This window comes from Neobacillus fumarioli NBRC 102428 (genome assembly GCF_001591485.1).
Lineage (GTDB): Bacteria > Bacillota > Bacilli > Bacillales > Cytobacillaceae > Neobacillus > Neobacillus fumarioli.
The window spans coordinates 1-11,159 of the sequence record NZ_BCUZ01000087.1 but is presented as its reverse complement, the minus strand read 5'-3'; the positions used below and the strand labels follow the sequence as shown (position 1 = coordinate 11,159).

The window sequence follows — 11,159 nt, the reverse complement described above, 5'->3', positions numbered from 1 at the left end:
CAATACACCTCACTACACCAGACTATTCGCCCAAAAGCGAGAATGTTCAAATCACCTTTTTCAAATGCCTACATAAGATACCTATATCAACTATGGCCTAAGAGAAAAAGGGAAGCGCCCTGGTCAGAAGGAATGGTTATGATGTTTTCAACCCAGGTAACGGTCATTTCAAGGAAGCCAGAAAGTCAAAATGACTTCCTTGTCCAAATATCCGATCGATTATTTACTCAATTACAAATGAAGATTAACAAGAATGTAAAAGTAGCGATTGGCCGATCCGTTGTCTTTGCAAACATTCAAGTCATCGATCGAAAAGCTAACGAGATTCATATCCCGGAAAATATGTTAGCGAGCCTGTCGCTCCCGATGAAAACTCGTAAATTGCAAGTCATTTACCAGGCCGATCAACACCTTCTTCAACTTGGTCCTATCATAGGTTTGCTGACAGATTTTTCAACCGATACAGAGAGCGGGGAACCGTATTTTCGTTCCATCCATCAGTTTTGTGAGGAACTGCATGAAGGAATTATCAAGACTGGCGGATTTTTTTACGTATTTTCCCATAACCATTTCCCAAAGAAAGGCTATTACTTTGACAGCGGCAAATGGACCTGTGCTGAGCTGCCTTTACCAGATGTCATCTATAACCGAATTCATTCACGAAAGCTGGAACAGGGCGATGACTTTAAGAAATTTCGTGAACAACTGGATACCCTTATGATTCCGATCTTTAATGACCGTTTCCTATCCAAATGGGAAGTGTATGAAAAGATTCATCAAGAAGGGCCTTTCCTATTCAATATCCCCGAAACAAGAATTCTTACAAAAGACAATTTGGCAGAAATGATCCAAAAATATGAAACTGTCTTTTTAAAACCAATTAACGGCAGCCTAGGAAGAAACATTATCAAATTAATTAAGCTTGAAGAAAACCAATATGACTTTCAAACCTCTTTCAGCCTGCCGACAGAAAAGGAGAATCAGGTTTTAACCTTAGACGATTTTTACCGTCGGATTAAACCGCTGCTGCAAAATCGTATTTATCTTGTCCAGCAGGGAATCTCCTTCGTCCCATATGATTCCCGCGCCATGGATTTTAGGGTACTATGCCATAAAAATCGCTTTGTTAAATGGGAAGTAACTTCAATTGTTGCTCGAGTGGCTGCAGAGGGCATGATTGTTTCCAATTTGGCAAAAGGAGGAACGATCATGAGACCTTTAAAGGCATTAAGCGCTATTTTTGGCCGAGGGAGGGCTTCTCAAATCTATTCACAGATGCGCATGCTTGCTCTAGGAGCTGCAGATATGGTCGCATCCCGAGCCTCCGGAATTACTGGAGAGCTGGGGATTGACATAGGGATTGACATGCAAGGCAAGCCATGGCTGATTGAAGTCAACTCAAAGCCATCCAAGGATTTTGAAGAACATCTTGGAAAAATCAGGCCATCGGCAAAAGCGATTATTCAGTTTTGTACGAAATTAGCGTTTGATTCTATTTTGGAAAGGAAGTTTGACTAAATTGTTGGCATTTGGAATTATGAGTTTAACGTTGGAAAGTGAGTTAAGTTATTTTACCGAGATCGCCATGCTTGCGGAGTCTTGTGGGATGGAAGTCTTCCGATTTATACCATCACATATTAATCCCCATTCCCTTCATGTCAAAGGAAAAAAATTTGATTCCAAGCGAAAAGCTTGGGTCAGTGCGGAATTTCCCATTCCATCCATTTTATATGACCGCTGTTTCTATGGGGAGGATGAACATTCAAAGCAATGCCTGCCGATTGTTTCATGGTTAAAAAATCAAAAGGATATTACGTTTCTAGGGTATGGGCTTCCTAACAAGCTTGAACTTTATCATGTACTAAAAAACACGCCACTCTCCCCCTACTTGCCGCCAACACAGCATGTCCAAGATGCAAAAACGGTTATAAAAGAATTGGCACAAAAGAAAAAAGTAATCTTAAAACCCATTGGTGGAGCACATGGATATGGGATCTATTCCCTTAAGAAAAACGATAAAACCTTTCTTGTTAAAACAGAAAAACAAAAACAGATGGTGTCGAGAATTTTTCCTAATGAAGCAAAGCTTCATAAATGGCTGGAATCCCTCATTACGAAGCGGCAATATCTTATCCAGCCCTATCTTGAATTAGTAACCAATGAGCTCGAACCATTTGATATACGTATGCTTTTACAGAAAGACGAGTTTGGAAACTGGGGTGAGCTTGGCCGGGGAATTCGGGTTGGAAATTCCGGGGGGATTTTATCCAATTTAAGTGCAGGGGGAACTTGTAAACCTTTTTCAGAATGGATCTCCAAACTTCCCAAGACTAAGGCGGAATATATCACGGAAGAGTTGGACTACATTCTTTCCGAACTCCCCCATTTATTGGAGAATGCCTTTCTGCCGTTGTTCGAGCTCGGTGTTGATATCGGCATCGCACAAAACGGCTCTATCTGGATTCTCGATCTTAATTCTAAACCAGGAAGAAAGGTGCTATTGCAAACAAGGCCCGATTTAAAGGATACACTGCACATGAGGCCCCTCCTTTATGGAAAATATCTGTCACAATTGGAACATCTGGAAAGGAAGAATACCTATGAGAAAACGTTATCTCATTGAGATCGCACAAAATGATCAAATGATTGTTTTTTGTCCTCCTTCCCTTCTTCAAAATAAAAGAATCAAAAGACTTGCCTTTGGCTCTAAATCAATCGCAGCAGACTTCCTGCCTCACCCTGATCAAGATGACCGGATTGTCATCAGCAGGGTGATACAAAAAGCATTGCTGTTTCCCCATTTCAAGCTACCATTACATGTCTTTCATGAAGGGGAAAATCTGTATATCGGCCCGCTCGTCGGCATTTTCACCGCCGGATTTACACTAGATGCCGACCAGCCAATCGGAGAAAGGACCCATTTTTTTTCAAAACTCTTGTCTGTAAATAAAACAGTTGGCGCCCTTCCCTTTGTTTTTGGTGAACAGCATATTGATTGGGAACAGGGAACCATTGAAGGGTATTTTTATTATCAGCACGGATGGCAGAAACATGAAATCCCTTTCCCGAATGTGATTTACGACCGGCTTCCGAACAGAAGAAGTGAAGGGATTCCAAAATTAATCAAAGTGAAAGAAAGGCTGCAAAAGGAATATTTAATCCCATGGTATAATCCAGGTTTTTTCAATAAGCTTGATGTGTATGAACGTTTGCAGCAAGAGGGTTCGGTTGAACATTACCTTCCCGAAACCCACCCTTTTACATCCTTTTCCTTAATTGAAACGATGCTTTCTAAATATGGTCACATCTTTATGAAGCCAAAAAACGGCAGTCTTGGTTTAGGCGTACACCAAATTATTTATGACAAATATGAAGGGGATTATTACTGCCGTTATCAAGATAAAAGCGGTGTAAACCGTCTGAGAAAGTTTACCACTTTGGAGAAGTTGATTCATACTGTATTTGGACATCAATCTTTGGAGCGAATGATCATCCAGCAAGGAATTCATTTATTGCGAGAAAGTACCCGCCCCGTTGACTTTCGCGTCCATACCAATAAAGACGAGTTCGGAAACTGGCGCGTAACAGCACTTGCCGCCAAAATAGCCGGAAACGGCAGTGTAACAACCCATAAACGCAATGGCGGCGATATTAAAACCATTCATGAAATTTTCCCAAAAGAAACTGCCGATCTTTATACGGACAAATTATCGGAAGCCGCCCTGCTTTTAAGTGAAGTTTTAGACAAAAATATTGAAGGCATTATTGGCGAAATTGGCTTTGACTTAGGAATTGACCGAAATGGCGCCGTTTGGCTCTTCGAGGCTAATTCCAAGCCGGGAAGGTCAATCTTTACACACCCAGAATTAAAAAAATTTGATTTTCTAACTAGGCAGTTGTCGCTCGCCTTTGCGGTCTTTCTAACAGAGCAATCATTATTGCACCCAGAGGAATTATATTTATGAAAATTGACCGGGATCCACTTGTAGGAATATTGACAGCCGGTAAAGCTGATGGTACCGTCGCTGGAAATGGCCGGCTTTTTCGGAATTTGCAAAAGAAGCTTATTTCACTAGGTGGAGTAAGCTTTGTCTTTACACTTGATGGCGTATATGAACATACGATGAAAGGGTTTATCTATCTGCCAGATGAAAACCGTTGGAAAAAAGGCGAATTTCCGTACCCTGACATTGTCTATAACCGGATTCCCTTTCGAAAGTCCGAACAAACGAAAGAATGCCGAGATTTTTTCTCCCGACTAACAAAGAAAGGGATTACATTTTTCAACCCTTGTTTTATTGATAAATATGAACTTTACTGCCTGTTGAAAGACCATCCGGTTCTGGGAGACTTCCTGCCGAAAACGATTCTTGTTACCCAAAAGAAAGAGTTGGCATTATTTATTGATAAGTATCCCGCAATTTACTTAAAGCCAGTACATTCCTCTAAAGGAAAAGGAATCTTCCGTCTCAAACGCCGCTTAGAGCAAATTCAACTGGAAGGAATTAAAAGCAGCGAAACCTTTTCGTCGTTTGAAGATTTTTGGGCATGCTGGGGAACGAGACTGCTGGAAAAGAGCTACTTGGCACAAGAAGGCATCGATCCGGCTGAGGTAGACGGAAATCGTTATGATTTTCGCATCCTTGCACATGGAGATGGTGATGAGTACACTATAACCGGCATTGGCATTCGCCAATCCGTGAGGCAGGACATTACGACTCATATTCCTACCGGTGGAAGACTACTCCCATATGAGCGGCTCCGGACATCTCTTCACGACCAGTTCATCTATACGATTGTGCCCTATATTGGGAAAACATTGTCAAAGCAGTTCGGTTACTTCGGAGAATTCTCGGTTGATGCCGGGTTAAGCAAGACGGGGCACTACTATATTTACGAAGTCAATTCAAAACCAATGAGTTTTGATGAGCCCGAAATCGAAACAAGAAGAATAGACCGGCTCTGCCACCTATTTGGTTCCCTTCTTTCATGAAATGAATAGCATTGCTTCTCAATGTATGGGGTGCGACGCGAAAAACAAATTAAATTGTAATAATACTTACGTCACAATGCATAAATCGTTATATAAAATAGGTTATAAGCAGGAAAAAATAGGAGGAAAAAGGTGTGCCCTCAAATATAAATTTAGGAATTTTTAATGTAAATTCCCCACAACCAAACTCAGCAGTTAACGTTGGTGAATCGGTGATTAATGGAATGGATGCCAATAGAAAATATAATTTGAACATGGGTGGGATTTATGGTTTTAATAATCTTAATGCAGGGAATTTAAATAATATTGTAGATAGCTTTGAAATGATCGATGCAACTATCTTTGATCAAGATATTAAACCCATGGCCGGTATAGGTAATATATAAGTCCCGTTTTGAGGCTGTTAATCCCTTTCCTAAGGATAGGGCTAGGCCGCTTGCGCTGGACAATTCTCGAAGTCAGAATTTATGCTTTACTTAAAAGAAAAGAATGAACATGGGAGGCTTCTGGCAATGATCATGCACTTTCAATACAAACCATTATTTGAAAATAAAAAGATTCCTGGTTGGAATTTTTCTTTTTACTTTAACAAACAGCATTTTACAGGCATCTATCACCAAACAGGAAAAATTGAATGGACATCCACTCCTCCCGAACAAGAAGTGATCCAAACCTTGACAAGTCAAATTCATGAATTAATGCTATATCATGTATATGAATGAATAACCGCCATTCTTCACAAACTGAGATTACATGAAAGGAAAGGATTGTGGGATTGGTGAAAAAGAACGATAAGCTCATTGAGCAAGATTTGGAATTTGAAGGAAGAGACAAAGCGTTTATGGATGTTGACAGAATGATCAATGAGGGAATGTCCGGCGGTTCAGTGCATGCTCGATATGATACAACTAACATTGAAGAAGCGCGAAATCTTGTAGAAGAAGAACCGCCGTATGAAAGCGAATAATTTTCCCTGCCGGGCCTCTTCATTTTGGCCCGGCTTTTTCATGATACCTGTTATAATAGGTAAAAACATACTACTGGGGAAATGATCATGTTTAAAAAATTATTATCTATTTATAAAAATTCTATCCTGTTCCAAGAGCAGCCAAAACAGTTTTGCGATGACTTATTTTATTTTTACGATGCAAACGAAAAGGAATGGCTTGGCATTCCGAAAACAGTTATCAGTGAAACAGAAGTCCAGCTGTTAAAAACATTGTTTATTTTCGTTGAAAAACGACCAAGAGCGATGCCATCTTCTGTGAAAAACTGGTATGAATTTTTACTATTAGATGGACCGATCCCACTAAAGCCTTCAGACACATATTGCCGTTTTATTCAATTTCAGTTTACTGGACAAGGTGCCAATCAATCGGAAATAGAAACCGCTCTGAAAGGTTTCTTTACTGATGATGTGGTGATTGTTTGGGAAAACAGCACCAGAGGGACTATTGTAAGTGAAAAGGCACAAACCTCAATGGCAGAAGAAGATTTTCAGGCAATGCTTGCAACATTGGAAAGTGATTTTTTCATTAAAACATCTTTCTTTATCGGCAAACAGCATCCCTATTCTGAACAGCTTCGCAGCAGCTTTAAACAGGAGAAAGAATTCTTCAATTTTGCACTTGAAAATCTCCATATCCCGAACATTTATACATATGAACGGGTGTTTCCCGCTTATTTGGCCGCTCATTTGCCTTTGAATATAAAACAAAAAATCATGCAGGAAATTTTTGATTTATTTCATCAAGACCCTGAGATGTTCTTGACCATCAAAGTTTATCTCGAGAATAATTCGAACGCTAGTCTGACAGCAAAAAAATTATACATCCATCGAAATACACTGCAGTACCGTATTGATAAGTTTGTGGAGAAAACAGAGATTAATTTAAAAGACTTTCATGGAGCATTTACCGTTTTTCTTGCTTGTATGCTTTTTAAATTTCAACAATAGTAAGAACAATCTGCCTAAAAAAACGTTTTCATTTTTGTGCAGCCTGACCATTTAGATTTTCCCATTTCATTTGTATACTGGGCTTATCAAATGAATCAGGGAGGCGTTATTACATGGCTGAGTTAAAACTGGAGCATATTTATAAGATTTACGATAATAAAGTAACGGCGGTTAAAGACTTTAATCTGCACATTGCTGATAAAGAATTCATCGTTTTTGTCGGGCCGTCCGGCTGCGGGAAATCGACAACACTTCGTATGATTGCCGGTCTTGAAGAAATCTCAAAGGGGGATTTTTTCATTGACGGGAAACGTGTAAATGACGTAGCTCCGAAAGACCGCGATATTGCGATGGTATTCCAAAACTATGCCCTTTATCCGCATATGACCGTATACGACAATATGGCATTCGGTTTGAAACTTCGTAAATTTCCGAAAGACGAAATTGACCGCCGTGTGAAAGAAGCAGCAAAAATTCTTGGACTTGAACCTTATTTAACAAGGAAGCCAAAAGCACTTTCCGGCGGTCAGCGCCAGCGTGTTGCCTTAGGCCGTGCCATCGTCCGTGATGCGAAGGTTTTCTTAATGGACGAGCCTTTATCCAACCTGGATGCCAAGCTTCGTGTCGCCATGCGCGCCGAGATTGCCAAACTGCACCGCCGTTTAAACACCACGACCATTTATGTAACCCACGATCAGACCGAAGCCATGACAATGGCAACACGGCTTGTTGTAATGAAGGACGGGATTATTCAGCAAGTCGGTTCGCCTAAAGAAGTATATGAAAAACCAGAAAATGTTTTCGTCGGCGGTTTTATTGGCTCTCCTGCCATGAACTTCTTTCATGGTAAATTACAAGACGGCAAGTTTGTCATTGGAAAGACTGCTATTAAGGTTCCTGAAGGAAAAATGAAATACTTGCGTGAACAAGGCTATGTCGGTAAAAATATGATTCTCGGCGTTCGTCCGGAAGATATTCATGATGAACCGGTTTTCATTGATGCTTCCGAAGGTACTAAAATCTCGGTTAAAATTGATGTTGCCGAATTAACAGGAGCGGAATTATTAGTGTACTCAACATTAGGGGAACAAGATTTTGTTGCCCGTCTGGATTCACGCAGTGATGTCAAACCTGGCGACACATTAGAATTAGCATTTGACATGAACAAAGCCCACTTCTTTGATATTGATACCGAGGTTCGTGTTCGACCGCAAAGTGAAAACTAACTCTTCCTTAGGGCCCTGCGGAAAGCAGGGCTTATTCTTTTATGAATAGTACATGGTCATGCTGACAAGTAGGGCAGCGATAAAGATGCGGGCATTTGTTCCCTGAATAAGTATCCGGATAACCATCTTCCAATTTCATTAAATCAATGTCCATATACGGGCTGTAATTATCATAATAATCCATCAGTCTCCCGCTTTCTATCATAGGTTCCCCGCAATTTGCGCACATTATAAACATCTCGTACAAGCCGTTACATACTGGGCATATTGTCATTCCTTTCACCCTTCATCCTTTTATTTACCTTTAGTTTGTGTTACTTTATTTGCGCTATGTAGATGAATAAATTACCAAATAGAGCCCTGTATAAGGGTCAAAATATGAATCATAATAATGACTACAAAGCAACATTTACACCGATGGATGAAACCAATAAGGGGACTATCCGGTGCAACTCCGGATCATCCAACCAAATACATGGGTTAGGCCAAGGTGGCATTGAATATGGTTCAATACCATACTAACCCCAAATTTCCAAAGAGGAGTGTTAACAACTATGGCTAGAAACAACAACTCTAATCAACTTTTAGTACCAGGTGTTCAAGAAGCATTAAACCAAATGAAATATGAAATTGCTCAAGAGTTTGGCGTAAACCTTGGTGCGGATACTACTTCTCGTGCTAACGGTTCTGTTGGAGGAGAAATTACGAAGCGTCTTGTTTCTATGGCAGAATCTCAACTTGGCGGATTTAACCGTTAATTGAACCTTCACAAATAAATAATATGGCTAGAGCCCCCTTCGTTTGGAAGGGGGCTTTTATCTTATTTGCTGAATTTGCCGAAATATTTGCGGATTTGGGTAGTTTATTTGCAAATTTCACAATTTTATTTGCGAATTTAACCGATTTATTTGCGATTAGACCATTTTTTCAGGTTTGATCCACTCATCAAATTGTTCTGCTGTTACGTAGCCTATTTTGATTGCAGCTTCTTTTAATGTGCTGTTTTCTTTAAAAGCAAGCTTGGCAATTTCTGCTGCTTTTTCGTAGCCAATATGCGGGTTTAGTGCTGTCACAAGCATCAGAGACCGGTTGACATGTTCGTTAATCACTTCACGGTTTGCTTCAATCCCGATTGCGCAATTTTTGTTAAAAGAATGCATGGCATCGGATAGCAGCCTGATGGATTGAATCAAATTATAAATGATGACAGGTTTAAACACGTTCAACTCAAAATTGCCCTGACTTGCTGCAAAGCCGATGGCCGCGTCATTTCCAAACACTTGGCAAGCCACCATTGTCATGGCTTCACTTTGGGTAGGATTGACTTTCCCAGGCATAATGGAGCTTCCTGGTTCGTTTGCCGGAATCGTGAGTTCGCCAATCCCACTCCTTGGTCCGCTTGCTAGCCAGCGGACATCATTGGCAATCTTCATTAAATCCGCCGCCAATGCCTTTAAAGCTCCGTGAACATACACAATTTCATCATGGCTGGTCAGTGCATGAAATTTATTTTCCGATGACTTAAATGGATAACCTGTCAGCTTCGCTAATTGTTCTGCCGCCATGCTGCCAAACTTGGGGTCGGCATTTATTCCCGTCCCAACAGCTGTTCCCCCGATCGCCAAAGACAGCAAGTGATCCGCTGCTTCCGCTATCATCTTTCCATTGTTCTCCAACATAAACCGCCAGCCGCTGATTTCCTGACCTAATGTTAATGGAGTAGCATCCTGCAGATGAGTTCTGCCGATTTTTACAATTTCGGCAAAAGCCTTTTCTTTCTCGAACAGTGTTTGTTTCAATTCTTGAAGTGCAGGGATAAGCTCCCGGGTTATTTTTAAATAGGCTGCAATATGCATTGCCGTTGGGAATGTGTCATTGGAACTTTGCGACATATTGACATCATCATTCGGATGGATTCGCTCCTGAGCGGCTCCCTTTTGCTGCTTGAGCCATTGATTGGCTCGGTTGGCGATTACCTCGTTCACATTCATGTTGGATTGGGTACCACTTCCGGTTTGCCAAACTACCAAAGGAAAGTGTTCATCATAGTCCCCATTTAAAATTTCATCACATATCGTTGAAATAGCCTGCATTTTCACTTCGCTTAGCTTTCCTAATTGATGATTGACAATAGCGGCTGCTTTTTTAATGTAGGCAAGACCATAAATAACTTCTAAAGGCATTTTTTCAGTTCCAATTTTAAAATTATCTCTGCTTCGCTGTGTTTGTGCCCCCCAAAACTTGTCCCCAGGCACACGAACCTCCCCAAGCGTATCTTTCTCCATTCTAAAGTTTTCCACTATTTCCACCTCGCAATTTCACTATACTTACATATGTATACCCAATCGGGTTCTATTTATTTGTTTATTGTAAAAAGCTTTTCATTTCCCAAAAGAAAAAAAAATGAGCTTGTCCCATCTTTTTCTCATTCATCATTTATCAATTCCTTAAAGCGCTGTTTGCACCGTTGTTCGTCAAAGCTGCTGAATATCCGGTAATTTCTTTGATCCAATATGCGAAAATGTTTGCTTAAAATATTTTGCTGCAGTATATAGCCGTGCTTCTTGGCCAGTTCTTTCCACCAGACGCGCCCGCCGAATGTTTTTGCCTTGCGATAATCGATTCCTTCCCGGGCTACCGTTTCAATTACTTCAAGCGGCTCACTTCCGAACAAAAATTGCACGGTTTCGGTTTCGCGAAAAAGTGCGCAAATCGAGACCACTGTAGACCAGTTAGCAAGAACCCTGCCTTTTTCAATTTGAACAAGTGTTTTCTTGGAGACTCCAATGATTTCCGCCATTTTATCCTGTGTGTAGCCAGCTTCTGTCCGAATGAGCCGAAGCTTTTCGGAAACATTCTTTATGATCTCATCTCTGGTCATACAAAGCCCTTCCTTCAACAATGTTTAGGGTAATTTTACACAAAGTTTGGCAATTTTCAAAGTATGAAGTCTAAGAAAAGCGCAAGTGCCCTGGTCAGCCTG

The 11,159-nt window shown here is 40.7% G+C and carries 13 protein-coding genes; 10 read left to right on the top strand and 3 right to left on the bottom strand.

The genetic code is table 11. The features are described 5' to 3' along the window. Positions 1 to 138: 138 nt before the first annotated feature. From BFU02S_RS11815 to BFU02S_RS11775, 9 genes are all read left to right on the top strand, one after another. A complete protein-coding gene (locus BFU02S_RS11815; protein WP_066370792.1) occupies positions 139 to 1,518 on the top strand; it encodes a YheC/YheD family endospore coat-associated protein in 1,380 nt (459 codons plus the stop codon). After that, the gene (locus BFU02S_RS11810) at positions 1,511 to 2,623 is read left to right on the top strand and encodes a YheC/YheD family endospore coat-associated protein (RefSeq protein WP_235842045.1); all 1,113 of its coding nucleotides are present in this window, start codon (positions 1,511 to 1,513) and stop codon (positions 2,621 to 2,623) included. Before BFU02S_RS11815 ends, BFU02S_RS11810 begins: the two co-directional genes overlap by 8 nt. Then, a complete protein-coding gene (locus BFU02S_RS11805; protein ID WP_066370786.1) occupies positions 2,601 to 3,965 on the top strand; it encodes a YheC/YheD family endospore coat-associated protein in 1,365 nt (454 codons plus the stop codon). Before BFU02S_RS11810 ends, BFU02S_RS11805 begins: the two co-directional genes overlap by 23 nt. Next, entirely contained in the window at positions 3,962 to 4,993 is a 1,032-nt protein-coding gene (locus BFU02S_RS11800) for a YheC/YheD family endospore coat-associated protein (protein WP_066370785.1), read from the top strand. Before BFU02S_RS11805 ends, BFU02S_RS11800 begins: the two co-directional genes overlap by 4 nt. A 134-nt stretch (positions 4,994 to 5,127) precedes the next feature. After that, complete coding sequence (locus BFU02S_RS11795) at positions 5,128 to 5,379, top strand: hypothetical protein (RefSeq protein ID WP_066370783.1); 252 nt, start codon at positions 5,128 to 5,130, stop codon at positions 5,377 to 5,379. Positions 5,380 to 5,505: 126 nt separating this feature from the next. Next, a complete protein-coding gene (locus tag BFU02S_RS11790) occupies positions 5,506 to 5,715 on the top strand; it encodes a YheE family protein (protein WP_066370782.1) in 210 nt (69 codons plus the stop codon). A 56-nt stretch (positions 5,716 to 5,771) separates the two neighbouring features. Further along, the gene (locus BFU02S_RS11785; protein ID WP_157075922.1) at positions 5,772 to 5,960 is read left to right on the top strand and encodes a hypothetical protein; all 189 of its coding nucleotides are present in this window, start codon (positions 5,772 to 5,774) and stop codon (positions 5,958 to 5,960) included. A gap of 87 nt (positions 5,961 to 6,047) precedes the next feature. After that, entirely contained in the window at positions 6,048 to 6,950 is a 903-nt protein-coding gene (locus tag BFU02S_RS11780; protein ID WP_066370774.1) for a PucR family transcriptional regulator, read from the top strand. Positions 6,951 to 7,063: 113 nt separating this feature from the next. Continuing rightward, entirely contained in the window at positions 7,064 to 8,176 is a 1,113-nt protein-coding gene (locus BFU02S_RS11775) for an ABC transporter ATP-binding protein (protein WP_066370772.1), read from the top strand. A gap of 31 nt (positions 8,177 to 8,207) precedes the next feature. Here the strand turns inward: BFU02S_RS11775 and BFU02S_RS11770 are convergent, their stop codons facing one another. Continuing rightward, complete coding sequence (locus tag BFU02S_RS11770; protein WP_066370769.1) at positions 8,208 to 8,450, bottom strand: hypothetical protein; 243 nt, start codon at positions 8,448 to 8,450, stop codon at positions 8,208 to 8,210. A gap of 280 nt (positions 8,451 to 8,730) precedes the next feature. On the opposite strand from BFU02S_RS11770, the gene BFU02S_RS11765 reads away from it, so the two are divergent. Continuing rightward, positions 8,731 to 8,934, top strand: a complete 204-nt coding sequence (locus BFU02S_RS11765; RefSeq protein WP_066370767.1) for an alpha/beta-type small acid-soluble spore protein — start codon at positions 8,731 to 8,733, stop codon at positions 8,932 to 8,934. A 156-nt stretch (positions 8,935 to 9,090) separates the two neighbouring features. Here the strand turns inward: BFU02S_RS11765 and fumC are convergent, their stop codons facing one another. Continuing rightward, positions 9,091 to 10,461 carry a class II fumarate hydratase gene (gene fumC, locus BFU02S_RS11760; RefSeq protein WP_174520344.1) on the bottom strand — a complete coding sequence of 457 codons (1,371 nt, stop codon included), beginning with the start codon at positions 10,459 to 10,461 and terminating at the stop codon, positions 9,091 to 9,093. Between the two features lie 140 nt (positions 10,462 to 10,601). Continuing rightward, complete coding sequence (locus BFU02S_RS11755) at positions 10,602 to 11,057, bottom strand: helix-turn-helix transcriptional regulator (RefSeq protein WP_066370764.1); 456 nt, start codon at positions 11,055 to 11,057, stop codon at positions 10,602 to 10,604. Positions 11,058 to 11,159 lie beyond the last annotated feature (102 nt).

Bases quoted from the DNA above. Each gene is read 5' to 3' on its own strand.
- BFU02S_RS11755 (WP_066370764.1), bottom strand. From the start codon at position 11,057: ATGACCAGAGATGAGATCATAAAGAATGTTTCCGAAAAGCTTCGGCTC.
- BFU02S_RS11775 (WP_066370772.1), top strand. From the start codon at position 7,064: ATGGCTGAGTTAAAACTGGAGCATATTTATAAGATTTACGATAATAAA.
- BFU02S_RS11790 (WP_066370782.1), top strand. From the start codon at position 5,506: ATGATCATGCACTTTCAATACAAACCATTATTTGAAAATAAAAAGATT.
- BFU02S_RS11780 (WP_066370774.1), top strand. From the start codon at position 6,048: ATGTTTAAAAAATTATTATCTATTTATAAAAATTCTATCCTGTTCCAA.
- BFU02S_RS11815 (WP_066370792.1), top strand. From the start codon at position 139: ATGATGTTTTCAACCCAGGTAACGGTCATTTCAAGGAAGCCAGAAAGT.
- fumC (WP_174520344.1), bottom strand. From the start codon at position 10,461: ATGGAGAAAGATACGCTTGGGGAGGTTCGTGTGCCTGGGGACAAGTTT.
- BFU02S_RS11800 (WP_066370785.1), top strand. From the start codon at position 3,962: ATGAAAATTGACCGGGATCCACTTGTAGGAATATTGACAGCCGGTAAA.
- BFU02S_RS11805 (WP_066370786.1), top strand. From the start codon at position 2,601: ATGAGAAAACGTTATCTCATTGAGATCGCACAAAATGATCAAATGATT.
- BFU02S_RS11765 (WP_066370767.1), top strand. From the start codon at position 8,731: ATGGCTAGAAACAACAACTCTAATCAACTTTTAGTACCAGGTGTTCAA.
- BFU02S_RS11770 (WP_066370769.1), bottom strand. From the start codon at position 8,450: ATGACAATATGCCCAGTATGTAACGGCTTGTACGAGATGTTTATAATG.